Here is a 26,137-nt window from a genome sequence, read left to right on the forward strand (position 1 = left end):
GATTTCGGCCGCTGATCGACTCGTTCGGCCGATTCGGCCCGATTCCAACACTCCGGGAATGCGCCGATTTCGCGGGCCTGACCTGGGCAAGTCGGATCGGCTCGGGGAAGCCACTAGACCTTCGGCGGTATTCCACTAAGATCGCCTCTCGTAACGTTCCACCACTCCGACTCGACAACGGGTCGTAGAGCGTCTGAATAACTCCTGCAGGAGGTCTTGCGTGGCCCCGGACAGCGCCACGGGAAGCGGCCCCACGGCCCGCCGTCTCGTGTTGGGCAGCCAGCTGCGCAGGTTGCGCGAGGCCAAGCAGATCTCCCGCGAGGACGCCGGTTACGCCATCCGCGGCTCCGGATCCAAGATCAGCCGGCTGGAGCTCGGCCGCGTCGGCTTCAAGGAACGCGACGTCGCCGACCTGCTGACCCTCTACGGGGTCTCGGACGAGTCCGAGCGCGAGTCCTTTTTGGACCTCGTGCGCCGGTCCAACGAGCCGGGCTGGTGGAACCGCTACAACGACCTGATGGCGCCGTGGTTCCAGGACTTCGTGGGCCTGGAGGAGTCCGCCTCGCGGATCCAGACCTACGAGCTCCAGTTCGTCCCGGGCCTGCTGCAGACCGAGCGCTACGCCCGCGCGGTCGCCAGCCAGGGTCGCCCGGAGGCCGAGGACGAGGAGGTCGACCGCCGGGTCCGGCTGCGCATGCAGCGGCAGCGGATGTTCGCGCAGCCGAAGTCGCCGCGCGTGTGGGCGGTGATCGACGAGTCGGTGCTGCACCGCCCGATCGGCGGCAAGAGCGTGATGCGCGAGCAGATCGAGTCGCTGCTCGACGCCACGAAGCTGCCGACGGTCACGCTGCAGGTGCTGCCGTTCGCGCTGGGCCGCTCCGCCGCCGAGGGCGCCTACACGATCCTGCGGTTCGCCGAGCCGGAGATTCCGGACATCGTCTACCTGGAACACCTCTGCGGCGCGCTGTACCTGGACAAGCCCGAAGAGATCGAGATCTACAGCAAGGTCAGCCACCGTCTCGCGGTGGACGCGCTGACCCCGGAGGGCACCCGCAAGATGCTGCAGGACCGGCTCCGGGAACTCTGAGCGAAACTCGGGAAATTCCCAGCTCGTAGGCCGTTCGGTCGATCAAGAACCTACCTTCGCCATGCAACCGGCACCGAGTGCCGTCGTTCGGCGTACCGCCATCCGTGTGATCACGATCTCAGTGCTCTGCACGTGCATTTTGCCGTGCATCTGCAACTGATACCTTCGGTGCACGATCAACTGCACGTGCAGATGATCGGTGCAAGACGAGAGTCGGGGAAGGGTGGGGTTCGGATGACGAACATCCAGAACGGCATGCCCGCGAAGCAGCTTCCCAACGCTGACTGGCGCAAGAGCCGCCACAGCGGAGCGGTGGGCAACTGCGTGGAGCTGGCACCGTTGGTCGACGGCGGGGTTGCCGTCAGAAACTCGCGCTACCCCGAGGGCCCGGCACTGGTCTACAGCAGGGACGAGATCGCAGCGTTCCTCAACGGAGCAAAGGACGGCGAGTTCGACGACCTGATCGTCTGACCCGTCGCCGCATGGTCTGAGCCCCTACGACGAACAACGGTGGCGCCATGAACGACATAACCAACGGCCTGCAAGCCCTGGTCGCCCGCGACTTCCAGTTCACGCATCCCCGCGACGCCAGCGGAAGCCTGGTCGCCGTGGTCGGAATCCGCGTGCACCGCGGCGTTTTCGACATCCTGCAGCTGTTCGGCGAGAACGACGCCGACGCCGCGCGCATCCCCGCCGACGAGCCGGACGTGCTCTTCCCCAGCCGCGTGCTGTGGCGGACCAACGGTCCCGCGCTCGACGTGATCAACGAACTCCTGGCCATGCCGGAACCGCTGCCGGAGACCGGCGCGGAAGCCGCCGGCTGCTGGGTCCCGACCCACGCCGGCCGATCCCGATGGCTCGCCGTCACGGCGTGACCCCGGTTCGCGGCAGGACCTGATTCGCGGTGGGCTCGTCCCACCCCGGGCCTGGTCCTGCTGCCGCGAAACCCCCGTCCGAGAACCGGTTCGCGAACCCCCCATTCCCGCGCACCGGTTCGGGCACCCCCGAAGGGCCGGGTTCCCGCGCTTTCGAGTCCCCCAGCGCGCGGGAACCCGGCCCTCCGCTTCACGGCATGAAAAAAGGCGGCTGCTCCACCGCGGAACCGGTGGGGCAGCCGCCTTTTCGGCCGGTCAGATGTCGAGCTTGAAGGCCTGGGTGTCCATCGCGTGGTGGTCGGCTTGGGTGGAATCGCTGGTGACCTGTTCTCGTTCGGTGAGCCGCAGGGTGCCGCTCTTGGCCGGGGGTTGCTGGATCGCGACGACGAGGTAGGGCGCGGACTTCGGGCTGATCACGACGGTTCCGTCGTTGCGGCGCTTGACCGTCCAGGTCTGGGCGTCGGAGTTCGCGTCGCACGCGGTGGTGCGCAGTTCGCCGTCCGCGCGTTCCTGGGCGGTCGCGCACTGGTGGTTCTGCCTGCTCTGGATGGTCATCGAGCCGTCGGGGCGCTTGGTGATGGCCCACAGGTCCGCCGCTCGGGGCTGCGGCGTCGAGTGGGGTGCCACGGCGGTGATCGCGGCGTCGGAGCCGTCGACGACCCAGCGGGACCCGTCCGCCACGTTGGTGATCTTGGTGATGAGCACGGAATCGGCCGAGGCCGGGAGCGCGGGCGCGACGGTCAGTGCCGCCAGCGCGCCGAGCGCACCCAACGTCCAGCGAGCGCGTCTCATGTCGATCTCCTCCACTATGAAGGTTTTTCGGGGTTGGCGAGCCGGTCCGGTTCGCCCGGAACCGATACTTACCAGCGCCTCCCCGGGTGCTCTCGGCCAGTAATCACAACGGGCGAAGCCGAGGCGTTCACCCGCGCGACGCTTCCGCTGAGTAGCCTGGCGGCTCGATGTTTCCTCGGAGCTGCGGGGTTTTTGTTGAGCGAGTACCAGTACTACGAGTTCCTCGCGGTCGAGCGGCCGCTGAGCGATGACGAGCAGGCCGAGGTCCGGGAGCTGTCCGAGGTGGCCTTCGTCGACGAGACCTCGTTCGTCGCCTTCTACGAGCAGGGGTCGTTCCGCGGTGATCCCGACGTGCTCGTGGAGTCCTACTACGACGCGCACCTGCACGTGACGAACTGGAGCACCCGGCGGCTGATGCTGCGGATCCCGCTGTCGGCGCTGGACGACTCGCTGGCCGAGGAGTTCGAGGTCGCCGAGCGGGTGGAGGTCTGGAGCTCCGAGGAGCACGTGGTGCTGGACCTGCTCAGCGAGGAGGAGGACCCGGCCGATCCCCCGGTGGGCCACGAGGACCTGCTGCCGGAGCTGGCGGTGGTGCGCGAGGAGATCATCGGCGGCGATCTGCGGCCGCTCTACCTGGCGTGGCTGGCCGGGTACGGCGCGTGGGAGCGCGACGAGTTCGCCTTCGACACCGACGCCGAGGACGAGCCGGAGCCGGTCGTGCCGCCGGGCCTGACGCAGCTCACCCCGGCTCAGCGGCGGCTGGCGGAGTTCCTGCGGCTCGACGACGACCTGCTGGCGGTGGCGGCCGAGAACAGCACGCCGCTGCAGGACGCCCTGGACCCGAAGGCCCTCGGCGCCTGGGTGACCGACCTCCCCTCGGCCGACAAGGACCTGCTGTTGCTGCAGGTCGCCCAAGGTCAGGCGACCGAGGCCCGCGTCGAGCTGCTGCGCCGCTTCAACGGCGACACCGCCGTCGGCCGCCGCACGGTCGGCCAGCTCCTCGACCAGGCCGCCCAACGCCGCTCCTGATCCTCCTCACCCTCCCCCGGGTCAAAAACCGCGGTATTCGTCGGGTCGAATACCGCGGTTTTTGACCGGTCGAATACCGCAGGTTTTGACCCGATGACCGGGTGCGATCTTCGTCTCGCGGTTGTTGCCAGGTTGTTGCTACAGCAAGTGGGGAGTGTTTAGGCTCGGAACGAGCTGTTCCGGTTGAGGGGTTGTGGTCGTGGTGCGGCAGGGCGGGCAAGGCCAGGTCGGGGAGTACTCGGTGCGGCGGGCCGGGATCGACGACGTCGAGGGCGCTCGGTCGTTGATGCTGGACACGTTCTACCGGGAGATGGGGACCGGGTACGTGCCCGCGTTCCACGCGGACGTGATCGACCTGGAGCGGACCTACCTGCGCACGCCCGGTCAGGCGCTGTTCGTCGCCGAGCTCGGCGGCGAGGTCGTGGCCACCGGCGGGGTGCGCTCGGGCGGCCCGAAGAGCCCGCCGAACCCGCTGTGGCTGGCCGAGCACTACGCGCGCGGGGCGACCGCGCAGCTGGTGCGCACCTACGTGCGCCCCGCCCACCGCAGGCGGGGACTGGCCCGGGCGCTGGTGGACCTGTGCTGCGAGTTCGCCGCCGACACCGGATACGACACCGCCTACCTGCACACCAATCCCGAGATCGACGGCGCCGAGCCGTTCTGGCGGAGCCTCGCCAAGGAGGTCCTCGACGAGCGGCCCGGCGGCGAGCCGGTCGTGCACTTCGAGATCCCGCTGCTGCCGGTCTCCGCGAACGAGGCGGTCGTGGCGGAGGCGGTCCCGCTCCAGCGCCCCCGCCCGTGACCGCCACCGACACCCGGCGCGGCCGCTGGTCGCTGCTGGCGCGGTTCGCGGTGCTGCCCGGGCTCGCCCGGTTGCTGCTGCTCACGCAGCTCGCCTTCAACATCGGCTTCTACCTGGTGGTGCCGTTCCTGGCCACGCACCTGGCCGACGACCTGGCGATGGCCGGGTGGGCCATCGGGATCGTGCTCGGCGTGCGGACGTTCAGCCAGCAGGGCATGTTCGCGCTCGGCGGCGCGCTGGCGGACCGCTTCGGCGTGCGGCCGACGGTGCTGGCGGGCTGCTCGGTGCGGATCGCGGGCTTCGTCGTGCTGGCCGCCGCCGGGGACTTCGCGACGGTGCTGATCGGGACCGTGCTGATCGGCTTCGCCGCGGCGCTGTTCTCCCCCGCCGTCGAATCGGCGCTGGCCGTGCAGGGAACCGAGCTGGAGGAGCGCGGGGTCATCACCCGCACCGAGCTGTTCGGGCTGTTCGCGGTGTGCGGCGAGGTCGGTGCGGTGACCGGGCCGCTGCTCGGGGCGGCGCTGCTCAGCGTCGATTTCAGCCTGACCTGCTCGGTGGCGGCCGCGGTGTTCGCGATCATCCTGCTGGCGCACGCGCGCTTCCTGCCGCGCGGGCCGCGCGCCGAGCGCCGTCCGCTGCTGGCCGGGTGGGCCGACATCGCGCGCAACCGCACGTTCCTGGTGTTCGCCGCCGGCTACAGCGCCTACCTGCTCAGCTACAACCAGCTCTACCTGGCGCTGCCGGTGGAACTGGGCCGGTCGGGCGCGGACTGGGCGCTGGGCTGGATGTTCGCGCTGGCCTCGGGCCTGGTGGTGTTCGGGCAGCTGCCGATGGCGGCGTGGGCGCGGACCCGGTTGGGCGCGCACCGCGCTCTGCCGCTGGGATTCGGGCTGCTCAGCCTGGCCTTCGCGGCGGTCGCGGTGCTCTCGCCGTGGGCGCTGCCCGAGGGGCTGTCGCTGCTGCCCGCGTCGGTGTTCGTGGTGCTGCTGACCTGCGGGCAGATGCTCGCGGTGCCGGTGGCCCAGGACCTGGTGCCGCGGCTGGCCGGGGGCCGCAATCTCGGCTCGTACTACGGGTTCCTGTCCTCGGCCGGTGGTCTGGCGGTGCTGGTCGGCAGCGGTGTCGCGGGTGGGCTGCTCGACCTGGCCGCGCGCCCGGGACCGGCGGCGCCGGTGCCGTGGGCGGTGCTGGCGGTGCTGCCCGCTGTGGGTGGTCTCACGCTGCTGGCACTCGCCAAGCGGTACAGGAATGAAAGTCGTTCTCATTAATCTGGGTGTTCCGGCACCCGAGGAGGTTCGTACCCGCATGCCCTCGCCCCAGCGACTGGTCCGCGTCGTCGCGCTGTTAGCCGGCGCGCTCCTGCTCTCCGGCTGCTTCGCCGCCGCCCCGGGAGGCGGCGCGGACGACCGGCTCGGCGTGGCGCTGTCGTTCCAGCCGGTCGCGAACCTCTCGCCCTACAGCGACGACGCGCTGCTGCTCACCAAGCTCGGCACCGCCGAAACCCTCACCGTCCTCGACCCCGACGGCACCCCGCGTCCCGGGCTCGCCGAGAGCTGGCAGCAGACCGATCCGCGCACGCTGCGGCTGACGCTGCGCCCCGGCGTCACCTTCCACGACGGCACGCCGCTGACCGCCGAGAACGCCGCCGCCTCGATCAACCACGTCACCACCGCCACCACCCCGCCGCGCGCGATCAAGGGCGTGCGGCTGAGCGCGAAGGCCGCCGACGAGCGGACGCTGGAGATCACCACCGCCGAGCCGGACCCGGTCCTGCCGCAGCGGCTCACCGCGTCGCAGCTGGTGATCCTCGCCCCGTCGGCCTACGCCGACCCGTCCGCGCCGAACCCGGTGCGCGCCGGAACCGGCCCGTACGTGCTGGATTCGGTGCAGGGCGCTTCCGGCGCGACGTTGAGCGCGAACCCCCGCTACTGGGGCGGGGCGCCGAAGACCTCGGGGATCGACGCGCGGTTCATCGCCGACGGCGCGGCCCGCACGAACGCGCTGCGGGCGGGTGAGGTCGACGTGGTCGACACGGTGCCGGTCTCGCAGCTGCCGGCCGTGACCGGCAACGAGGTCCTCGACGTGCCGCTGCCCCGGCTCGTCGGCGCGCACCTCAACACCCGCTCGGCGGTGTTCGCCGACCCGGCGACGCGCGCGGCGGCGCGGCAGGCCATCGACCCCGCCGCCATCGCCCAGGGCGTCTACGCCGGTCAGGCCGATGCGGCGCGCGGGCTCTTCGGGCCCGCCAGCCCGTGGGCCGGGGACGCGCCGCGCCCCGCGGCGGCGCCGGGTCCGGCGCGCGGCACGATCCGCATCGCCACCTACGACGAGCGCCCCGAGCTGCCCGAGATCGCCTCGGTGGTCGCCGAGAACCTGCGCGCCGCCGGGTTCGAGGTGCCGGACGTGGTCGTGCAGGAGTACTCGACGATCGAATCCGACCTGCTGTCCGGGGCTTTCGACGTGGTGATCGGGGCCCGCAACTACTCGGTCGACACCGGTGACCCGATCAGCTACCTGAGCAGCGACTGGACCTGCGACGGCGGCTACAACCTCTCGCGGCTGTGCGACCCGGCGATCGACGCCGCCGTCGACGCCGCCCGGCCGGCCCCGATCGAGGAGCGGGAGCGCGCGGCGGTGCGCATCGCCGGGCAGATCGTCGGCACCGACGCGATCGTGCCGATCGTGCACGAGCGCACCCGCATCGGCGTCGCGCCCGGTGTGCGGGGCGTGGCGCAGGACGGCTACGACCACCGGCTGATCACCGCCGAAACCTCGCTCGGCGCATGAGGTTCCTGCGCTTCCCGCTCCTGGTCGCGGGAGCGGTGCTGGTTCCCGCGTTCGTGGTGGGCGCGCTGCCGTGGCTCAGCGGCGACGACCCGGCGCGGACGGTGCTGCGCGCGCGTTCCGCCGAGCAGGAGCTCGACCCGGCGGTGCTCGCCTCGATCCGCCACGCCGCCGGGATCCCGGACGACCCGGTGACCGGGGCGTTGAGCTGGCTGGCCGGTGCGGTGCGCGGCGACTTCGGGCGTTCCTGGGTCAGCGGCGTGCCGGTGTCGGAGACGATCGGCCCGGCCATCGGGGTGTCGGTGACGCTGGCGCTGGTCGCCGCGCTGGTGGCGCTGGTGTGCGCGCTGCTGGTGCTCGCGCCGAGCCTGCGGCGGGCCGCCCGGGGCACCGGCGGGGTCGGGCGAGGTGCGGTGGCCGCGGGTGCGGTGCTGGCGGCGCTGCCGGAGTTCCTGCTGGCCGCGGGGCTTCTCGTGGTGGTGGCCGCGCACTGGCGGCTGGCGCCGACGTCGGGCTGGACGGGTCCGGCGAACATGCCGCTTCCCGCGCTGGCCCTGGGACTTCCGGCGGCCGGGGCGCTGAGCCGAGTGCTGGCGAGCGCGATCGACGGCGCGCTGTCGGAGCCGTGGGTGCGGGTGTGGCGGGCCAACGGCGTGCGCCGCCGGGTGGTGCTGCGGGCCGTGCTGCGACGCGCCGTGGCGGTGACGTTGCCGCAGCTGGTGCTGCTGTTCGTCGGGTTGCTCGGGTCGGGCATCGTGGTCGAGACGGTCTTCGCGATCCCCGGGCTCGGGGCCACGGCGCTGCGCGCGGTGCTGGCGCAGGACCTGCCGGTGGTGCAGGGCTGCGTGATCGTGCTCGCGCTGCTGGGCCTGGCCTTCGGCGGGATCGGGGTGCTCGCGCACCGGTGGGTGCTGGGTCCGGCGTTGCACGGCGCGGGACTTCCGCAGTCCACATCGGACTCGGGCGGGAGCCCGCGCTGGGCGCTGGTCGCGGCCGGGGTGCTGACGGTGGCCGTGGTGGCCGGGCTGCTGCGGGACCCGAGCGCGATCTCGCTGACCGACCGGCTCGCGGCGCCGACGGCGGCGCACCCGTTCGGCACCGACGCGCTGGGCCGGGACCTGCTGGCCCGCTTCGGCCACGGCGCGCTGCTGAGCATCGGCGGATCGCTCGTGATCGGGATGATCTCGCTGGTCATCGGGGTCGTCGTCGGCATGACGCGCGCCCGCGCGGGGGTGGCCGACGTGCTCAACGCGGTGCCGCCGGTGCTGGCCGGGATCGTGGTCGCGGCCGTCACCGGGCCCGGGCTGGCGGGCGCGGTGATCGCGGTCGGTGCCGTGGCGTGGATTCCGCTAGCGGTGCACACGCGGACGCTGGTCGCCGAGGTCCGGGACGCGGGATTCGTCCGCGCCGCACGGGCTTCCGGTGCCGGGCGGGCGCACGTGGCGCGGCGGCACCTGCTCCCGTCGGTGCTGCCGCCGGTGCTGCGGCACGCGCTGGTGCGGCTGCCGCACAACGCCCTCGCCCTCGCGGGCCTGGGCTACCTCGGTCTCGCGGCGCCGCACGACTCCCCGGAGTGGGGCGCGATCCTCGCCCAGTCCCTCGACTACGCCGAAACCGCGCCCTGGGCGGTCGCCTTCCCCACGGCGGGCCTCACCCTCCTGGGCCTCACCGCGGCCCTGACCCCGCACCGGCACCGGTAGCGGCGTCCTGGGAGGGGGACAGTTTTCATGAAAACCTCCCCACCACGGGAGTCCTCACGGAGGCTCCGCCCTCACGGGGAGGGAGGTTTTCATGAAAACTTCCGTGGTCGTGTGTGGGGACAGTTTTCATGAAAACTGCCCCCGCGCGAGGCGCGATCAGGTGACGGGGCGGACGTCCGAGCGCTTCACGTACACCCAGCGGTGGTGGTACGAGATCCGGACGTACTGCTCGTCGCCCTCGACGACGGTGTGGTTGTTCGGGTCGTCGAGACCGTCGTAGACGACGTAGTAGTCGCGCGCGGCCGCGTCGTCGCCCGCGACGTAGGCCTGCCCGGCCGGGATGACGTACGGCAGCGGCTCGATCCCGGGAGGCTCGACGCCCTCCGGGTAGTCGCCCGGCGCCGGGGCGGCCATGCCGTAGGTCGGGATGCCGTCGCGTCGCGGTTCCACCAGGTCGGCGGCGAGGGCGGGGGCGGTGTTCTGCCCGTCCGGGTCGCGCAGCCACGCCTTCTCGCCGCCGAACCAGATCGCCAGCCAGTCGCCGCGCCGCTCGGCGACCGCGTACTGCCTGCCGGTGGCGGCCTTCGCCGACCAGTCCTCGATGCGGGTGGTGCCGGGCTCGCCGCCGGGGTGCAGCGCGGGGTTGCTCAGCAGCGGGGCGTCGTCGCGCGGTTCGGTGCGCAGGTAGACGAAGTTCGCCGGCTGCGCGGGCAGGTCCTGGCAGACGTCGTCGGGGCACTCGGTGACCGGGGGCTGGTTGGTGTCGAAGCGCGGGTAGATCGTCACCGCGTCGCCCGCGCCCCGGCCGTCGTCGAGGGGCGCGCCGACGAGGCTCATGTAGTGCGCCCAGTCCCAGTACGGGCCCGGGTCGTAGTGCTCGGTCCCGGCGCTGCCGGGCTTGTCGGCGCTGACCTCGTCGTGCCCGAGGATGTGCTCGCGATCCAGCGGGATGCCGTACTCGGCGGCCAGGTACCGCACGAGCTTCGCCGACGAGCGGTACATCGCCTCGGTGTACCAGGTTCCGCCGTCGTTGGCCCAGCCCTCGTGCTCGATGCCGATGGAGCGCGTGTTGCGGTCCCAGCTGCCCGCCTGCCAGGCCATGTCCTCGGTCGGCACCATCTGCGTGATCTGCCCGTCGGAGGAGCGGATGACGTAGTGCGCGGAGGCCCCGTTCGCCGGGTCCTGGAACAGCGAGAGCGCCGTCTGGTACGAGACTTCGGTGTCGTGCAGGACGATCGAGTCGATCTTGACGTCCTTCGGGCGCTGCGCGGTGTCGTAGTTGCCGTAGCCCGCGGCCGGGTCCTGCGGGTCGGTGGGCGCGTAGGCGGCCGGGAGGAAGCGGCAGTGCAGCGACTCCGGGCACTCGGCGGCGGCGTCCGACTCGTCGTCGGCGAGTCCGGTGCGCGCCAGGTCCCGGTCCGGTGTCACGCCGGTGACCGGCGCGAACCCGACGTGCTGACCGGTGGCGGTGGTGCGCTCCCGGCCCTGGCCGAGCACCTCGTAGACGCTGTCGGCGAAGTCCCGAGCACCGCTGACCTGCGGGCTTCCGCTGAGTTCGGCGATGGCCGGGTACCAGCCGCCGAGGGTGCTCGGCAGCGTCCCGCCGCCGAGCCGTTCGGCGCGTTCGGCGAGCAGCGCGGCCCCGGCCCGGATGTTGCTCGCCGGATCGCGCTCGACCGACTCCGCCGAAGCGCCGACGAGCTTCGCCGCCTCGGGCAGCGTGTGCAGCGCCGGGTGGTCGGCGAGGCCGCGCAGCTTGGGGTTCTGCTCGCGCAGCTGCGCGAGATCGACGTCGGTGAGGTGCATCGGCCCGTAGCCGCCGGCGCGGCTCTGCCGGCCGCGGTGATCCTCCCAGCGGGTCAGCTGGTAGGAGGTCGCCAGCAGAATCGGTGCGGGAACGCCGAATTCGGCGGCCGAGGACTCGAAGGCCCGCTGCACTGCCGCGTCCGGCGCGGGTGCCCCGATCGCAGGTGCTCCGGTCGCGGGTGCGGTTCCGATCAGCAGTCCCGCCGCCACCGCCGTGCTCCACGCGCGCAGTCTTCTTCTCACCCCGGGCCTCCCGTTCCGCGACAGTCCGCCGAACAGGAATGTCCTCCTCCGCTTGCTCCGGTGGTGGCGGTTTTACGCAACCGCCACCACCTCGTTACTCCCCCGGAGAGGGGGTGGAGGTCTCGAAACCTCCACCCCGCTGACGCGGGAGGGGCGTGCCTACCCCCAGACGAAGCCCGCCTCGGCTCCCGCGCTCGAACCTCCTCCGGAGAAGGTAGGACGGGCAGCCCGGCTCGCCCACCGTGCACGGTGTGCAGGATCGGCCCGGATGCGTGCACGCTGCTCACCCGTCCAGCGCGTCGAACGCGTGCACGACGTCGTGCACCCCGCCGCCGGTGGTGAGCAGGTCGCGCCCCAGCGCCGACTCGGCCGCGACCAGGTGGGCGCGGACGGTGTTGCGGCTGATGCCCAGCTCACCGGCGGCGCGCCGGGCGTCGGCGTTGGCGTCGATCCAGGCGCGCAGCGTGCGCCGGAACCGCTCGTCGAGCGGGCGCAGCAGACCTCTCGCCCAGGACGCGGCGGATTCCGAGCGCAGCAGCTCGGGCAGCGACTCGGGCGCGTCCGGCGGGCCCTCGTCGCCGGTCCCGCTCAGCGCCAGCGCCAGGTTGACGGCCGCCCGCGAGCGCACGTCAGCGAGATCCACGCCCAGGCTGCGCTCCACGCGCGCGAGGTGCGCGGCGACGGTGTTGCGGCTGAACCCGAGCAGCTTCGCCACGCCCGAGCGCGGCAGCATCATCGACAGGCGGGTGATGTCGACGCTGGTCTTGGGGGCCTCGCGCAGCGGCGCGAGGAACGCCCGCGCCCACCGCTGCCCTCCCCTGGCGCCGAGGACCTCCCCCAGCGAGCAGCGGCCGTGGAAGTGGGCGACGCGCTCGGGCGTGATGCGGGCGGCGGTCAGCGCGTGCGCGGCCTGGGCGTAGGCCTCGGCGGTGGCGCTGAGCGGCTGCGCTCCGCTGACGCCCAGCGAGAAGTCGTCGTTGTCGCGGACCGCCGCGCGCAGCGAGGTCTCCAGCGCGTCGTCGCGATCCGCCTGCTCGGCGACCAGGCAGATCAGGTGGTCGTCGAAGACCGGGCACTGCACCAGCAGGTCGGAGCCGTGGTAGCCGAACGGGTCCTGGCGGAACCGGACGATCCGGTCGCGCTCGTCGTTGGTGCAGCGCAGCAGGTAGACGCGCAGGCGCTCGGCGTCGAGCAGCGGCGGCACCGCGCCGCTGGTCATCCGGCGGGCCAGGGTGGGTTCGCCGGACAGCAGCGCGTGCATCACGCCGACCCGGACCTGCCGCGCCTTGTCGTCGTAGGCCCGGCGGGCGCGTTCGCCTTCGTGGGCGTGCAGCAGCAGGACGAGCAGGCTCCCGGCTTCGGAGACCAGCGATGCGGTCCGCTGATCGGGCGCGGTGTCGCCCGCCACGACCAGGACCGGGCGCGGTTCGCGATGCCCGAGCGCTTCGCACTGCACGTGCAGCGCCCCTTCCCGGGTGGAGGCCGAATCCAGCTCCCCGGCGGACATCCGCCCGAGCAACCCGCTCAGCCCCGGCAGCACCTCGTCGGGAAAACCCTTGGTGCGGGCCCGGATTCGGCCGGGTTCGTCGAGCAGGGCGATCTGCGCGTCGGCGTGACGCGCGATCAGGTCGAGCATCTTCGCGAGATCGGGCTGCCTGCCGCGCACCACCTGCCGCCGCACTTCCCGCAGCACATCGTCCAATTCCGCTCCCCGGTTCGTCGAGAACGACCGGGATACCACGGATCACCGCGCGGCTCACCGGGTCCGGGACGAAGACGACCTGTTCGTGGGGTGGTGGGGAAGTTTTCATGAAAACTTCCCCACCACCACCCACGAAACCTCACCCATCGCCCGACCGGGGAGGAGTGCTGTTGACGAGGTCGTGGACTCGGCGGAGGACGTCGAGCTGCGCGGGGTTGTAGAGGTCGGCGAGGGCCTTGCCCGCGGTTTCCCGGGCGTGCCGGGGGCCGCGCGGGGCGTCGGAGTTGAGGTGGAGCAGGCCGGGGTGCTTCCGGTAGAGCTCGGTGGTGAGCCCGGCGAGGCGTTCGGCGACCTCGGCGCGGGTGGTCTCGTCCGCGTCGGCGGCGAGGTGGTCGAACTCCGGCACCGTGGCCTCCTTGCCGGCGGAGCGCAGCATCTCGGCGTAGGCCTCCAGCGCGTCCGGCCCGATGACCCGCGACATCACGACCAGGAACGAGCGGTCGGCCTCGCTCATCTCCGCGCCGTCGGCGAGCGCTCCCAGCTCGGGCGGCAGGTCGGTGGGTACGGACTGGTGCAGCAGCAGGCCGAGTTCGACGCGGGCCCGCTGGAGTCGTTCGATGGTGGCGGCCAGTTCGGCGTCCAGTGCGCGCAGGGCTTCCTCCGGGTGCGTGTCGGCGTCGCCCATGGCGGCGATCTGGGACAGCGAGAAGCCGAGGTCGACCAGCCGTTTGATGCGCAGCAGCCGCACCAGGTGGGCGACGCCGTACTGCTTGTAGCCGTTGGCGCGGCGTTCGGGCTCGTCGAGCAGACCGACCTCGTGGTAGTGCCGGACCGCGCGCAGGCTCGTGCCCGCCAGCTCGGCGATTTCACGGGTGCTCCAGGCCACCGGCTGCTCCTCGTCGTCTCGTGGGTGCGGTTCCGAGTGAAAACCGTGCCGCTGCGGCACGGTCAACCGTGACCCGCGTCACCTCTTCAGGGTATTGAGCATGCCGCTGCGGCACGCCTTGGACTGGTTCCACCGACACCGACATGGGGGAACCTTCATGAAACCCGCTCACCTCTCGGTCGAGAGCCTGTTCACCGAGCCGCGCCGGCTCAAGGCCCGCATCGCGCCGGACGGCACCCGGATCGCCTTCCTCGCGCCCTGGCAGAACCGGCTCAACGTGTGGGTGCAGGACCTCGAACCGGGTTCCGAACCGGTGTGCGTGACCGCCGACGAGACCCGCAGCGTCGAGAACTTCCACTGGGCCGACGACCCGCGCTGGCTGCTCTACCTGCAGGATTCCGGCGGCGACGAGAACTGGCACCTGCACCGCGCCGACATCGACGCCCCGGGCGTGCCCGCGGTGGACCTGACGCCGTTCCCGGGGGCCCGGGTGGTCTCGATGGAACCGTCGATCGGCCGGCCCGGGAAGCTCGCGGTGCTGCTCAACGCGCGCACCCCGGCCGAGTTCGACCTGCACGAGATCGACGTCGCCACCGGCGAGATCACCCTGCTCGCGCAGAGCCCGGGACCCGGCCGGACCTGGTTCCAGGCGTCCGGCGAACTGCTCGCCAGCGGGATCACCGCCGACGGCGATCTCGAACTGCTCCGCCCGGATCCCGGCGGCGAGCTGCGGCGGATCGCGCTGCTGCCGGGTGCCGACCACCCGGTGGGTCACCTGTCGCAGATGACGCCCGACGGCACCGGCATGTGGATCGGCTCGTACGAGGACGGCGACCGGTTGCGGCTGGTCCGCGTCGACCTGGCCACCGGCGAGCGGACCGAGGTCGACGGCCACCCGAGGTTCGACCTGGACCCGATCCCGAAGGTGTTCCCGACCGCGCCCGCGACGCTCATCCGCGACCGGCGCGGCGAGCTGCTGGGCGCCCGCTACCGGGGCGCGCGCCAGGAGATCCGCCCGATCGACCCGCACTTCGCCGAGGTGCTGGCCGAGATCGAGCAGCTCTCCGACGGCGACGTGGGCGAGCTGTCGTCCGACGACGCCGGGAAGCGCTGGATCGTGTCGTTCCAGCACGACCGCGACCCGGGCGCGACCTGGTTCTACGACCACGCCACGGGCGAGAAGCGGTTGCTGTTCAAGCCCTACGAGCACCTCGACCCCGAGTCGCTGGCCCCGATGACGCCGGTGACGATCACCGCCCGCGACGGGCTGGAGCTGCCGTCGTACCTGACGCTGCCGGTCGGCGTGGAACCGTCGGGGCTGCCGATGGTGCTGCTGGTGCACGGCGGTCCGTGGCACCGCGACCACTGGGGCTTCAACCCGCTGGTGCAGCTGCTGGCCAACCGCGGGTACGCGGTGCTGCAGGTCAACTTCCGGGGTTCGGACGGGTTCGGCAAGGCGCACATGCAGGCCGCGATCGGCGAGTTCGCGGGCACCATGCACGACGACCTCATCGACGGCGTGGACTGGGCGATCGAGCGGGGCTACGCCGACCCGGACCGGATCGCGATCATGGGCGGCTCCTACGGCGGCTACGCGGCGCTGGTCGGCGCCACGTTCACGCCCGACCGCTTCGCCGCCGTCGTCGACTTCGTCGGCATCTCCGACCTGGCGAACTTCATGCGCACCCAGCCCGAGTTCGTCCGGCCCGCCCTGGTCAACAACTGGTACCGCTACGTCGGCGACCCGGCCGATCCGGTGCAGGAGGCCGACATGCTGGCCCGCTCGCCGATCAGCCACGTCGGCAAGATCCGCTCGCCGCTGCTGGTGGTGCAGGGCGCCAACGACGCCCGCGTCGTGCAGGGCGAGTCCGACCTGATCGTCGAGGCGGCCCGCGCTCGCGGCCTCGACGTCGAATACCTGGTGTTCCCCGACGAGGGGCACGCCGTGGTCAACCCGGAGAACCAGGTGACCATGTTCCGCGCCGCCGACCGCTTCCTCGCCCGCCACATAGGAGACGCCCGATGACCGACAAGCCCACCGACGTGAAGCAGGCCCTGGTCGACGGAGTCGGCGGGCCGATGGGGATGCTCTACACCGCCCTGCCGGTGGTGGTGTTCGTGACGGCGGTGCCGTTCCTGCCGCTGATGGCGGCGATCGGCGTCGCCCTCGCTGCGGCCCTGGTGCTCACCGGCGTGCGAGTGCTGCGCGGCGAACGGCTCTCCTCGGCCCTGGGCGGCGTGATCGCGATCGCCGCGGCCGGCGGCGTCGCGGCGCTGACCGGATCGGCGAAGGACTTCTTCCTGATCGGGATCTGGGCCAGCCTCGCCGGGGCGATCGTCATGCTGGTCTCGATGCTGGTGGGCAGGCCGCTGACCGGCGTGATCTGGAACCTGCTGCACGGCGGCGACAAGCCGTGGCGGCGGAACCGCTCGGCGCTGCGCGCCCACTACCTCGCTTCGCTGGCGGTCACGGCGGTGTTCGCGGCCCGGTTCGTGGTCAAGGAGTACCTCTACCTCGCCGACTCCACGGGCTGGCTCGCCTTCGCCAAGATCGCCATGGGCACACCCCTCACCGCGCTCGCGGCCCTCGTCGTCCTCTGGGCCTTCCGCCACACCACCAAACGAATCACCCCATCGTGACCTGGCAGGCGTAAGACGTTCTGCCCCACGCTGGCTCCGTGGCCGAGACCATCCGCAGCGATCCCGAAACCGAGCACGCCCCGGACGTTCTCACCGGTGACGGCGCGTCGCGTTCCTCGACGATGCGACGCGCCGTCCTGCGGAGCGGGATGGAGGCGGCCGACGGGGTGGACCTGGCGGCCGAGATCGCCCGCGACCGGGACGACGAGCGCTGATGTTCTCCCCCGGATCCGGCGGCCGATTCCGGGCTGATCACTCGGCGGCTTCCCGGGCGGCTCGGCGGGCGATGGCGATCTCGCGGGAGGGCTGGACGGTGTCGAGCTCGGCGTTGACGGCACCGCCGAGCAGCACCGCGAAAGCCGTGACGTAGAGCCACAGCAGCACGCCCATCGGTGCCGCCAGCGCACCGTAGACCGGCGAGTTCTCCAGGCTCACGTCCAGGTAGATCCGCAGGCCGAAGCTGCCCGCGAGCCACACCACCAGCGCCACCGCCGCCCCCGGCAGGTGCTCGTGCCAGGGCGCGCGGATCGGGACGGACACCATGTACAGGGTGCTCAGCGAGGCGATCGAGCCGAGCACGACCGCCGGCCAGTACAGCCCGTAGACCAGCGCGGACACTTCCGGGAGCCATCCGGCGATCACCGACGGGCCGACGGCGAGCAGCGGCAGCAGCACCAGCGAGACGAGCAGTCCCACCACGTAGACCAGGACCGACATGAGCCGCTGCCGCACCACGTTGCGGTGCCCGCCCAGGCCGTAGACCACCGAGATCGTGTCGATGTAGACGTTCAGCGCGGCCGATCCGGACCACAGCGCCAGCAGGAAACCGATCGAGATGACCCCGGCTCGTCCGGACCCCAGGACCTCCACCAGCACCGGCCGCAGCAGCTGATCGATGGCCTCGGGGGACAGCACGGTCCCGGCCGCCTGCACCAGGGCTTCCTCGACGGCGGCCATCGTGTCCTCGCGCCCCAGCCACCCGGCGAGGTAGCCGAGCGTGCCGACGACACCGAGCAGCACCGGCGGCAACGAGGTGAGCGTGAAGAACGCCGCCTCCCCGGCCAGACCGGTCAACCGGTAACGACCGCTGCTCTCCACGGTCCGCGCGGTCAACCGCACCAGCCCCCGGAGCCGCCGGTTGCGCGGGTGCCGAAGCCGCCAGAAGAACCTCCGCAGCACGACCCCTCCTCAGCAGCTCTAACGGCCGGGACGTTACCCCACGACCTCCCCACCGGTCCGCATTGGACGATTGCGATCGAGCCTCAGAACAGCAATAACCCCGGCGGGCAACCGACGTCACACCGTCGACGGAGCTTCGGCGCCCTCGGATGACAAGACCTGGCCAGCACCGAGCCGTCCACGAACTTCGCCTCGTCCAGCACGACGCGAACCGAGGCTTCCTCGGCAAGGGGGCTCCTCCTGTCGGGTATGTGGCGTGCTCGTCGTGCGGACCCGCGCGGGGAACGGTGTGGCCTTCGTCGCCGCACCAGGAGTGATCATCTTCGCTTCCGTCATCCGATCAGTGGCCCACCAGGGGGAATGCTGACCGCCTCGGTCAAGAAGTTGATCATCTCGGCCGAACGTCGGTGTGGAGGTCAGGACGCGGAGTTCGAGGGGGGTTCGGGCATCGTCCCGTTCCTTTTCTCCGCCGTCCGATTCCTCGACGAGCCGATCATTCCCCGGAGGAAGCAACCCGTGGCAGTCCTGTGCAGGCCCGAAGTGGCCGTGCCCGAGCACGTCATCACCATGAACGAAACCCTGGAGCTCGCGAGCCGGCTCCACCCGTCCCACGAGCAGCTTCCGCTGGCACTGCGGCTGATCAGCAACACCGGTGTCCACAAGAGACACCTCATCCGGCCGATCGAGGAGACCCTGCGGCACCCCGGTTTCGAGGAGCGCAACGCGGTCTACGAGCAGCAGGCCAAGCTGCGCGTCCCGGCCGTGGTCGAGGGGGCGCTGCGCAACGCCCACCTCGCCGCCGACGACATCGACGCCATCATCTACGTGTCCTGCACCGGTTTCACGATGCCGTCGATGACCGCCTGGTTGATCAACGAGATGGGCTTCCGGCACGACACCCGGCAACTGCCGATCGCGCAGCTGGGATGCGCCGCCGGAGGCGCGGCGATCAACCGGGCCCACGACTTCTGCACCGCCTACCCCGGCGCCAACGTCCTCATCGTGTCCTGCGAGTTCTGCTCGCTGTGCTACCAGCCGACCGACACCGGAATCGGATCCCTGCTGTCCAACGGGCTCTTCGGCGACGCCGTCGCGGCGGCCGTGGTGCGCGGTTCGGGCGGTGCGGGGGTGAACCTGGAGCGCAACTCCTCCTCGCTGATCCCCGACACCGAGGACTGGATCTCCTACCGGGTGAAGTCGACCGGCTTCCACTTCCGGCTGGACAAGCGGGTTCCGACCACGATGGGACCGCTCGCCCCCGCTCTGCGACAGCTCGTCGAGTCGCACCGCTGGCAGGTCGACGACCTCGACTTCTACGTGATCCACGCGGGCGGTCCGCGCATCCTCGACGACCTGACCCGCTACCTGGGCGTGCCGCCGGACTCCTTCCGGCACAGCAGGGCGACGCTGACCGAGTACGGCAACATCGCCAGCGCGGTCGTGCTCGACGCGCTGACCAGGGTTTTCGACAACGACGAGCTGCCGGCGGCAGCGCGCGGCGTGATCGCCGGCTTCGGTCCGGGGATCACCGCCGAAATGGCCGTCGGCACCTGGCAGCCCGCCGCCGTCACCCTCCCGCACACCGCCGACGCCGTCCTGGAGCCCAGCTGATGTCCTGCCCGCTGTACACACCGACCGACCTCGCCGGGCTCGAATTCGACCCGTTCCTGGCCGACGCCCTGCGCCACCGCCCCGTCTCCCGGATCCGGATGCCCTACGGCGACGGCGACGCGTGGCTGGTCACCCGCTACGACGACGTCCGGATGGTGACCTCCGACCCGCGGTTCAGCAGGGCCGAGATCGTCGGCCGCACGTTCCCGAAGATGACGCCGCACCACATCCCGGTGGACAAGGCGGTGAGCTTCGCCGACCCGCCCGAGCACGCGCGCGTCCGGCGGGTGGTGGCCAAGGCCTTCGACCAGCGCAGCACCGAAGACCTCCGCAAGCACGCGGAGCAGGTGGTGCACGAGTTGATCGACGGCATGGTGCGAGCGGGATCGCCGAGCGACATCGTGGAGCACGTCACCTCGCCGTTCCCGGTGCGGATGGTTGGGGAGATCCTCGGCGTCCCCGCGCCGGACTGGCCGCGCATGACCGGGTGGGCGAGCACGATCCTGCGCGTCGCCCCGGACGAGGACGCGCTGAAGCAGGTCGCCGAGGCCAAGGAAGCCGCGCGCCGCTACTTCCTCGACCTCGCCGAACAGCGACTCGCCGAGCCGCGCGAGGACCTGATGAGCGTGCTCGCCGCCTCCTGCCACGAAGGCGTGCTGGACGAGGAGGAGCTGATCGCGCTCGCCTTGCTGCTGCAGTTCAACGGCTGGCACGCGGTCCGCAACAACAGTTCCAACATGATCTACCTGCTGCTGACCACCCCGGGGCTCAAGGACCGGCTGCTGGCCGATCCGGGCCTGGTGCCGCAGGCCGTCGAGGAATTCCTGCGGTACATCCCGCACAAGAGCGGACTCGGACAGCCGCGGGTGGCGACCGAGGACGTCGAGGTCGGCGGCGTGCTGATCCCGGAGGGCTCGTTCGTCTACGTCTCCTACCTGACCGCGAACCGGGACGACAGCGTGTTCCCCGACCCGGACCGGCTCGACATCGACCGCACCGAGGTCGGCCACCTGTCCTTCGGCCACGGCCCGCACTACTGCATGGCCCCGCTGCTGGCCCGGATGGAATCCCAGGTCCTCCTCGGCACGCTGCTGGACCGACTTCCCGAACTGGAGCTGGCGGTGGCCCCGGACGAGATCCGGATGCAACCCGGCGCGCTCATCCGCGGCCCCATCGCATTCCCCGTCACCTGGTAAATCGGAGAAACGCATTCATGACAGGCCTGATCGTCCCGCCCGGCCGGGGACGCCGCATCCACACCGGCGCGCAAGACGTCACGTTCAAGGTCACCGGAGAGCACTCGCGAGCCGCGTCGAGCTTCGAGGTGGTGGTGCCACCGGGTTTCGACGTGGGCGCGCACGTGCACACGCGCAGCGAGGAGCTGTTCTACGTCATCGACGGCGAACTCGACCTGCTCGCCTTCGAACCCCGTGAGCGGACGGGGAACTGGCGCGAGTGGGAGAACGACGAGGGCGAGCGCGTGATTCGCGCCGGACCGGGCAGCGTCATGTTCGTCCCGCCCGGCTGCCCGCACGCCTTCGCCAACCCGGGGAAGACGGACGCGAAGATGTTCTTCCAGTCCTCGCCGCCCACGCACCACGAGCACTACTTCGAGGAACTCCTGGAGATCCTCGATGCCCCCGGCCCGGTGGACCACGCCGCCATCGCGGAGCTGCGCATCCGCAGCGACATCGAACAACTGACCCCGCTGCAGTTCGGCTGAGCCCCCTGCCGGTGACAACACCGGCAGGGGGTCTCCCCTGTTCAGGGGCTCGCGGGTTCCAGGGTGAGGTGTTTCGGCGGGCCGAGCGGGGTGGAGATCGTCCAGAACGGGTCCGGGCCCGGGCCGTCGGCGACGCGCAGCAGGTAGTCGATCTCGCGGGGTTCGGTCGGCTGGAAATGCCGGTAGTTCAGACGCAGCAACGCGGCCGTGAGCGGTCCGGCGCGGTCGATGCGTTCGGCGATCTCCGGGCCCAGGTAGCCGCGGTCGGAGAAGCCGTCGACCACGCGGCAGCGGCAGAAGTACGCCAGCGTTCCCAACTCGCCCGGGCTGGTCACCGTCGCATCACCGACCCGTCGGCCGACCTCGGTCCCGATGCGCGCGTAGTCCGCGGCGCTGCCCCAGTTGGTCTCGATCGGCGCCGTCCGCCACGGCAGGCCCTGCCCGCCCACGACCCACAACGACGGCACCACCAGCACCGCGCCGACCAGGGCCACCGGAAGCCGCCACCTCACCCGCGACGCCACCAGGCCCAGCAGTCCGCCGAAGGCGATCGTCGTAGCGATGAATGATGGCGCGTAATACCAGTGGTACGGCGGCACTCCCAACTGCGAATACACCAGGAAGTGCGCCGCACCACCCGTTCCCAGCACCGCCCACGGCCACGCGCGCCGACCACGACCGAGGACCGCGAGGACGGCCAGCACCACCGCGGCGAGCACTCCGCAGACCGCCGGCAGCAACGCCACCACCGTCGCCTCCGGCGCCAGCTCGTGGAGCATTCCCAGGCCGTTGCCGAAGCTGTACTCACCCCACGCTTCCTGCAACTGCTTGATCACCAGCGTGTCCGGCACCGCCGAACCGAAGTGGAACCAGCTGAACACGAACCACGGCCCGGCCACGACCACCGCCGCCACGAACCACTTCCACCACCCACGCCACAACCGCGGGCAGCACACCACCGCCACCAGCACGAACACCCCGAGATCCAGCCGGGTCAGGGCCAGCGCCCCGGTCGTGATGCCGAACAGCCACGGCCGCGACCCGGTCACCGCCGCCAGCAGCACCGCCAGCAGGGCAGCGGCCAGGGTCATCTCCAAACCCACCGTCGACAGCAACAGCGGGTTCAACCCCACCAGCGCCGCGGTCACCACCCCGGTCCAGCCCGGCAACCCCCGATCCAGCGCGGCCCGTCGCAGCGCCAGCACGAGCACCACGGCAGACGCGGTGAACACCACGCCCAGCGCCCGCACCGGACTGCCCACCACCCACGCCACCAACGTCAGCAGCAGCACGTTGCCCGGCGACGTCGCCGAATTCGCCACCTCGCCCGGGATCATCCCCCACTCACCACGCTCGACCACGCCACGCGCGTAGCTCAACGTGATGTAGGAATCATCCAGCAAAGCGTCCTTGACCAGCCAGAACACCAGACCGGCCAGCACCACCGCGCCCGCGGCCACCCACCACACGCCGCTCCGCCGAGCCCGCGCACCCTCCCGCGTCTCAGGCGAACGCTCCTCCTCGACCAGCACTGTCGACCCCCATCACGCCGCACCCACCACGGCAAAAACAGGCGCTCCCGAGGCTCCCCAGCAACAAGACCAGCGCCCGAACGGTCACAACGGCGCACACCGTATCCACTCACCAGGCGAAAACCCGCCAAAAACGGCAATACCGCACCCGCGCGTCGCCGAAGCATCCACCCCACGGTCAACTCACGGCCCCAAAACCCGCCCAGCGAACGTGAATCCCGCAGCGATCAACGCCGGACCCGAACAACAAGAAGCCCTGCCGGCGTTATCGCCGACAGGGCTTCTCGGAAGTGAAAGATGGTGCGCGATACTGGGATTGAACCAGTGACCTCTACCGTGTCAAGGTAGCGCTCTCCCACTGAGCTAATCGCGCTCGGCGGTGTTCGCCGCCAGCGCGGAAAGTTTATCCCAGCGGCTTCCCGGCGTTCACACCCACCCCCAGACACCGAGCACGCCGACGCTTCCCACGCGAAAGTCGGCCGACCGGCTCAAGGGCAGCAGGTTCAGCCGCCCTCGGAGACGTACGCGTTCACCGCTTCCGGCGAGATCCCTGCTTCCACGAGGAGAAGTCGCCAGCACTCATCACAGGTCTTGAAGGTGATCCAGTCCATCTCCGATGGCTGAGCCAGCGGAAGCGTCTGACCGCAGACCGCTTCGGATACCCGCTCGCCCTCCCAACGCCGCCCGCGAAACGCGTGCCGCGCACGTGCGCCATCGGCCGCCACCGGCAACCAGAAATGCCCGCTCGTCACCACTGCACCTCCATCAATTCGGACACTCAGGCCAACAGGGCCAACGATAGGGCCAATGAGGCCAGACAGGCCAGCTAGGCAGCAAAGGACACGCGGTCGCCATACGTTCGGGGTATGGGTAAGCGGTTGCTGTCGTCGGGCGAGCTGGCGGTGGAGCTCGGCATCTCCCGCCGGTCGATCAGCCGCTACGCCGATGAGGGCTTGATCTCGGTCGCCCTCGTGACGCCCGGGGGTCGGTACAAGTTCGACCTTGACGTGGTGCGGAGTGAGTTGCGGGAGCTTGCGGAGAGGCGTCGCGAAGGTCGCTCCTGACCTCTGGGTAGTGGAGCAGCGCGTCTCGGCATGGGGCAGTTTTTGCCAGAACTGCCTGTCTCCGGACTCCACCTCGACGTTCGTCGCCAGGGGACAGTTGTGACTAAAACCGTCCCCTGGCGACGTCGTCGTGGGGTGTGGTCCTTGGTTGGGGCGAAGTTTTCATGAAAACTTCCCCACCCCCGTGACCCCCAGGACCCCGGGACCCGCACGAGGGCGGGGACGCAAAACGCCGCTCCACCTCGGTGGTAGCGGCGCTTCGCGTCAGGGGAAGATCAGCGGTCGGCCATCTTCTTCTGCAGGTTCTCGTCCAGGGTGGCGAGGAATTCCTCGGTGGTCTGGAACGGCTGGTCGTTGCCGACCAGCAGAGCCAGGTCCTTGGTCATCTTGCCGCTCTCGACGGTCTCGACGACGACCTGCTCCAGCGCCTCGGCGAAACCGATGACCTCCGGGGTCGAGTCCATCTTGCCGCGGGCCTGCAGGCCGCGCGTCCAGGCGTAGATCGACGCGATCGGGTTGGTCGAGGTGGGCTTGCCCTGCTGGTGCTGGCGGTAGTGGCGGGTCACCGTGCCGTGCGCGGCCTCGGCCTCCACCTTGCCGTCGGCGGTCATCAGCACCGAGGTCATCAGACCCAGCGAGCCGAAGCCCTGCGCGACGGTGTCCGACTGCACGTCACCGTCGTAGTTCTTGCAGGCCCAGACGTAGCCGCCCTCCCACTTCAGGGCGGTGGCGACCATGTCGTCGATCAGCCGGTGCTCGTAGGTGATGCCCTTGGCGTCGAACTGAGCCTTGTACTCGTTCTCGAAGATCTCCTCGAACACGTCCTTGAACATGCCGTCGTAGGCCTTCAGGATCGTGTTCTTGGTCGACATGTAGACGGGGTAACCGCGCTCCAGGCCGTACCGGAAGGACGCGTGCGCGAACTCCTCGATCGACTTGCGGTAGTTGTACATGGCCATCGCCACGCCACCGTCTTCACCGAACTTCGCCACCTCCATCTCGATCGGCTCGGAGCCGTCCTCGGGGGTGTAGGTGATGGTGACGGTGCCCGCGCCCGGGACCTTGAAGTCGCTGGCCTTGTACTGGTCGCCGTGGGCGTGACGGCCGATGACGATCGGCTTGGTCCACGTCGGCACGTACCGCGGGATGTTGGAGATGACGATCGGCTCGCGGAAGATGACGCCGCCGAGGATGTTGCGGATCGTCCCGTTCGGGCTCCGCCACATCTTCTTCAGGCCGAACTCGTCAACGCGCGCCTCATCGGGGGTGATGGTGGCGCACTTCACACCTACGCCGTGCTTGGCGATGGCGTTCGCGGAGTCGACGGTCACCTGGTCGTCGGTGGCGTCCCGGTTCTCGATGCCCAGGTCGTAGTAGTCGAGGTTGATGTCCAGGTAGGGGTGGATCAGCTTGTCCTTGATGAAGGACCAGATGATCCGGGTCATCTCGTCGCCGTCCAGTTCGGCGACCGTGCCCTGGACCTTGATCTTGCTCATGTGGCGGGGTGCTCCTCTCGCGAGAATGCAAGCGGTACAAGCGTACTGCTAGCGCTTTTGATTGTGCCTTGCCCCCGTCGCCCGCCACCAGGGTCACGGCGCATCCGAAGTCAGATTCACAGCTGCCACCCCCAGGGCAATGCCCGGCCGCGCCGCGATCCTCTTCTACTCTCGAACTCACAGACGAGTGATCTTGTCGAGCAGTTGTTCGGCGCGGCAGGCGATGCGGGAGAGACATGGCGACAGGACCGACGCACGCGATGAGCGGGTTGGCCGCATGGGCAGCGGTGACCGCCCTGGCCGACACGCACGCGATAGGGCAATTATCCCCCAAGACCTGGGTGGTCGGCGCCACGCTCTCGGCCGGCGCCGCGCTGCTGCCCGACATCGATCACCCGTCGTCGACCGTCGCCGCCACCTTCGGGGCCATCTCCAAGGGCCTCTCCGCCGCCCTCAGCGGGTTCAGCGGCTTCCTCTACCGGCTCACCCGCACCAAGAAGGACAGCGACCGCGAGGGCACCCACCGCGGCTTCACCCACACCATCGTCTTCGCCGTCCTCGCCGGCCTCATCACCACCGCGATCGTGCAGACCAGCGAGGGCAGCGCGCTGGGCGTGCTGATGTTCTTCTTCGCCGGGCTGGCCGTGCGCGGACTCATGCACACCTGGTGTTCCCGGCGCGACGCGCTGCTCATCGCCGTCACCTCGCTGCTGCTCACCGTCGCCTGCTGGGCGTGGGCCGGCAACCAGCCGACGGAGGCCGCCGCCTTCGGGGTCGCGGTGATGATCGGCTGCATCGCGCACTTCATCGGCGACGCCATCACCGAGCAGGGCTGCCCGATGCTGTGGCCGGTCCCGCTGGGCGGCAAGACCTGGTACCCGGTCGCGCCGCCGAAGAAGCTGCGGATGCGCACCGGCGGCGCCGTCGAGCTGGCCATCGTCGGACCCGGCCTGACGCTGGTCTCGATCGCGCTGACCTGCGTCGTTCTCTACCGCATCGGCGCCGCCCCGTGGCTGGCCGGGCTCGACCTGCCGCCGGGCGTGATGGCCTGGATCGAGGCCGGACCTTGAGCCGGTTGGAGCAGGGTTTAGACCATTAGCACCTAAAACGCGACAAACTGCACAATCCCTCTGGTCTGACCGATAAGGTGCACCTGCAGCGCCACCGAGGCACTGCGCCTTGTCCC

General features: G+C 70.6%; 24 protein-coding genes and 1 tRNA gene. 16 read left to right on the plus strand and 9 right to left on the minus strand.

Going from position 1 to position 26,137, the window contains the following annotated elements; all coding sequences use genetic code 11:
• Positions 1-220: 220 nt before the first annotated feature.
• From BM424_RS04770 to BM424_RS04780, 3 genes are all read left to right on the plus strand, one after another.
• The gene (locus BM424_RS04770) at positions 221-1,087 is read left to right on the plus strand and encodes a helix-turn-helix domain-containing protein (protein ID WP_093413952.1); all 867 of its coding nucleotides are present in this window, start codon (positions 221-223) and stop codon (positions 1,085-1,087) included.
• Positions 1,088-1,321: 234 nt separating this feature from the next.
• Entirely contained in the window at positions 1,322-1,558 is a 237-nt protein-coding gene (locus BM424_RS04775; RefSeq protein WP_093413953.1) for a DUF397 domain-containing protein, read from the plus strand.
• A gap of 47 nt (positions 1,559-1,605) precedes the next feature.
• Positions 1,606-1,962, plus strand: a complete 357-nt coding sequence (locus tag BM424_RS04780; RefSeq protein WP_093413955.1) for a hypothetical protein — start codon at positions 1,606-1,608, stop codon at positions 1,960-1,962.
• Positions 1,963-2,217: 255 nt separating this feature from the next.
• Here the strand turns inward: BM424_RS04780 and BM424_RS04785 are convergent, their stop codons facing one another.
• On the minus strand, positions 2,218-2,754 hold the full coding sequence (locus BM424_RS04785; RefSeq protein ID WP_139274000.1) for an RICIN domain-containing protein: 537 nt from the start codon (positions 2,752-2,754) through the stop codon (positions 2,218-2,220).
• 195 nt (positions 2,755-2,949) lie between these two features.
• Between BM424_RS04785 and BM424_RS04790 the strand changes: the two genes are divergently transcribed.
• From BM424_RS04790 to BM424_RS04810, 5 genes are all read left to right on the plus strand, one after another.
• Positions 2,950-3,783: a hypothetical protein gene (locus tag BM424_RS04790; protein WP_093413958.1), complete on the plus strand. Its 834-nt coding sequence runs from the start codon at positions 2,950-2,952 to the stop codon at positions 3,781-3,783.
• Positions 3,784-3,982: 199 nt separating this feature from the next.
• Complete coding sequence (locus BM424_RS04795) at positions 3,983-4,585, plus strand: GNAT family N-acetyltransferase (protein WP_245775601.1); 603 nt, start codon at positions 3,983-3,985, stop codon at positions 4,583-4,585.
• Positions 4,582-5,853, plus strand: a complete 1,272-nt coding sequence (locus BM424_RS04800; RefSeq protein WP_093413959.1) for an MFS transporter — start codon at positions 4,582-4,584, stop codon at positions 5,851-5,853. Before BM424_RS04795 ends, BM424_RS04800 begins: the two co-directional genes overlap by 4 nt.
• 37 nt (positions 5,854-5,890) lie before the next feature.
• A complete protein-coding gene (locus tag BM424_RS04805) occupies positions 5,891-7,372 on the plus strand; it encodes an ABC transporter substrate-binding protein (RefSeq protein WP_093413961.1) in 1,482 nt (493 codons plus the stop codon).
• On the plus strand, positions 7,369-9,069 hold the full coding sequence (locus tag BM424_RS04810) for an ABC transporter permease subunit (RefSeq protein WP_093413962.1): 1,701 nt from the start codon (positions 7,369-7,371) through the stop codon (positions 9,067-9,069). The genes BM424_RS04805 and BM424_RS04810 overlap by 4 nt, the downstream gene beginning before the upstream one ends.
• A 156-nt stretch (positions 9,070-9,225) precedes the next feature.
• Here the strand turns inward: BM424_RS04810 and BM424_RS04815 are convergent, their stop codons facing one another.
• From BM424_RS04815 to BM424_RS04825, 3 genes are all read right to left on the minus strand, one after another.
• A complete protein-coding gene (locus BM424_RS04815) occupies positions 9,226-11,118 on the minus strand; it encodes an N-acetylmuramoyl-L-alanine amidase (protein WP_139274001.1) in 1,893 nt (630 codons plus the stop codon).
• A 283-nt stretch (positions 11,119-11,401) separates the two neighbouring features.
• Positions 11,402-12,811, minus strand: coding sequence for a helix-turn-helix domain-containing protein (locus tag BM424_RS04820; RefSeq protein ID WP_245775661.1), 1,410 nt, complete (start codon positions 12,809-12,811; stop codon positions 11,402-11,404).
• A gap of 148 nt (positions 12,812-12,959) precedes the next feature.
• Positions 12,960-13,706 (minus strand): helix-turn-helix domain-containing protein, encoded by a 747-nt coding sequence (locus BM424_RS04825; RefSeq protein WP_093413965.1) that lies wholly within the window; start codon positions 13,704-13,706, stop codon positions 12,960-12,962.
• Positions 13,707-13,863: 157 nt separating this feature from the next.
• Here BM424_RS04825 and BM424_RS04830 point away from each other — a divergent pair, with 157 nt between their 5' ends.
• The 3 genes from BM424_RS04830 to BM424_RS28700 are packed head-to-tail and all read left to right on the plus strand — an operon-like array spanning position 13,864 to position 16,561.
• Positions 13,864-15,732 carry a S9 family peptidase gene (locus tag BM424_RS04830; protein WP_093413967.1) on the plus strand — a complete coding sequence of 623 codons (1,869 nt, stop codon included), beginning with the start codon at positions 13,864-13,866 and terminating at the stop codon, positions 15,730-15,732.
• Positions 15,729-16,346, plus strand: coding sequence for a DUF3159 domain-containing protein (locus BM424_RS04835; RefSeq protein ID WP_093413968.1), 618 nt, complete (start codon positions 15,729-15,731; stop codon positions 16,344-16,346). The genes BM424_RS04830 and BM424_RS04835 overlap by 4 nt, the downstream gene beginning before the upstream one ends.
• A 38-nt stretch (positions 16,347-16,384) precedes the next feature.
• The gene (locus BM424_RS28700; RefSeq protein WP_175547923.1) at positions 16,385-16,561 is read left to right on the plus strand and encodes a hypothetical protein; all 177 of its coding nucleotides are present in this window, start codon (positions 16,385-16,387) and stop codon (positions 16,559-16,561) included.
• A 37-nt stretch (positions 16,562-16,598) separates the two neighbouring features.
• Here BM424_RS28700 and BM424_RS04840 read toward each other — a convergent pair whose 3' ends face one another.
• A complete protein-coding gene (locus tag BM424_RS04840) occupies positions 16,599-17,525 on the minus strand; it encodes a YihY/virulence factor BrkB family protein (RefSeq protein ID WP_093413970.1) in 927 nt (308 codons plus the stop codon).
• A 516-nt stretch (positions 17,526-18,041) separates the two neighbouring features.
• Between BM424_RS04840 and BM424_RS04845 the strand changes: the two genes are divergently transcribed.
• From BM424_RS04845 to BM424_RS04855, 3 genes are read left to right on the plus strand one after another with little or no spacing between them, the layout of a single operon-like run.
• Positions 18,042-19,136 (plus strand): type III polyketide synthase, encoded by a 1,095-nt coding sequence (locus BM424_RS04845; RefSeq protein WP_093414666.1) that lies wholly within the window; start codon positions 18,042-18,044, stop codon positions 19,134-19,136.
• A complete protein-coding gene (locus tag BM424_RS04850; protein WP_093413971.1) occupies positions 19,136-20,332 on the plus strand; it encodes a cytochrome P450 in 1,197 nt (398 codons plus the stop codon). The genes BM424_RS04845 and BM424_RS04850 overlap by 1 nt, the downstream gene beginning before the upstream one ends.
• Positions 20,333-20,349: 17 nt before the next feature.
• Positions 20,350-20,859 carry a cupin domain-containing protein gene (locus BM424_RS04855; RefSeq protein WP_093413973.1) on the plus strand — a complete coding sequence of 170 codons (510 nt, stop codon included), beginning with the start codon at positions 20,350-20,352 and terminating at the stop codon, positions 20,857-20,859.
• 41 nt (positions 20,860-20,900) lie between these two features.
• On the opposite strand, the gene BM424_RS04860 is transcribed toward BM424_RS04855, so the two are convergent.
• The 3 genes from BM424_RS04860 to BM424_RS04870 form a co-directional block, all read right to left on the minus strand.
• Entirely contained in the window at positions 20,901-22,328 is a 1,428-nt protein-coding gene (locus BM424_RS04860) for a hypothetical protein (RefSeq protein ID WP_093413974.1), read from the minus strand.
• Between the two features lie 361 nt (positions 22,329-22,689).
• A tRNA-Val gene (locus tag BM424_RS04865) sits at positions 22,690-22,764 on the minus strand.
• Between the two features lie 130 nt (positions 22,765-22,894).
• On the minus strand, positions 22,895-23,143 hold the full coding sequence (locus BM424_RS04870) for a hypothetical protein (RefSeq protein WP_093414668.1): 249 nt from the start codon (positions 23,141-23,143) through the stop codon (positions 22,895-22,897).
• A 114-nt stretch (positions 23,144-23,257) separates the two neighbouring features.
• Between BM424_RS04870 and BM424_RS04875 the strand changes: the two genes are divergently transcribed.
• Complete coding sequence (locus tag BM424_RS04875) at positions 23,258-23,455, plus strand: MerR family transcriptional regulator (RefSeq protein ID WP_175547924.1); 198 nt, start codon at positions 23,258-23,260, stop codon at positions 23,453-23,455.
• Positions 23,456-23,730: 275 nt separating this feature from the next.
• On the opposite strand, the gene BM424_RS04880 is transcribed toward BM424_RS04875, so the two are convergent.
• A complete protein-coding gene (locus tag BM424_RS04880; RefSeq protein ID WP_093413976.1) occupies positions 23,731-24,951 on the minus strand; it encodes an NADP-dependent isocitrate dehydrogenase in 1,221 nt (406 codons plus the stop codon).
• A gap of 236 nt (positions 24,952-25,187) precedes the next feature.
• On the opposite strand from BM424_RS04880, the gene BM424_RS04885 reads away from it, so the two are divergent.
• Positions 25,188-26,021 carry a metal-dependent hydrolase gene (locus tag BM424_RS04885; RefSeq protein ID WP_093413977.1) on the plus strand — a complete coding sequence of 278 codons (834 nt, stop codon included), beginning with the start codon at positions 25,188-25,190 and terminating at the stop codon, positions 26,019-26,021.
• Positions 26,022-26,137 lie beyond the last annotated feature (116 nt).

It is taken from the genome of Saccharopolyspora flava, from assembly GCF_900116135.1.
In the GTDB taxonomy this organism is placed as follows: domain Bacteria; phylum Actinomycetota; class Actinomycetes; order Mycobacteriales; family Pseudonocardiaceae; genus Saccharopolyspora; species Saccharopolyspora flava.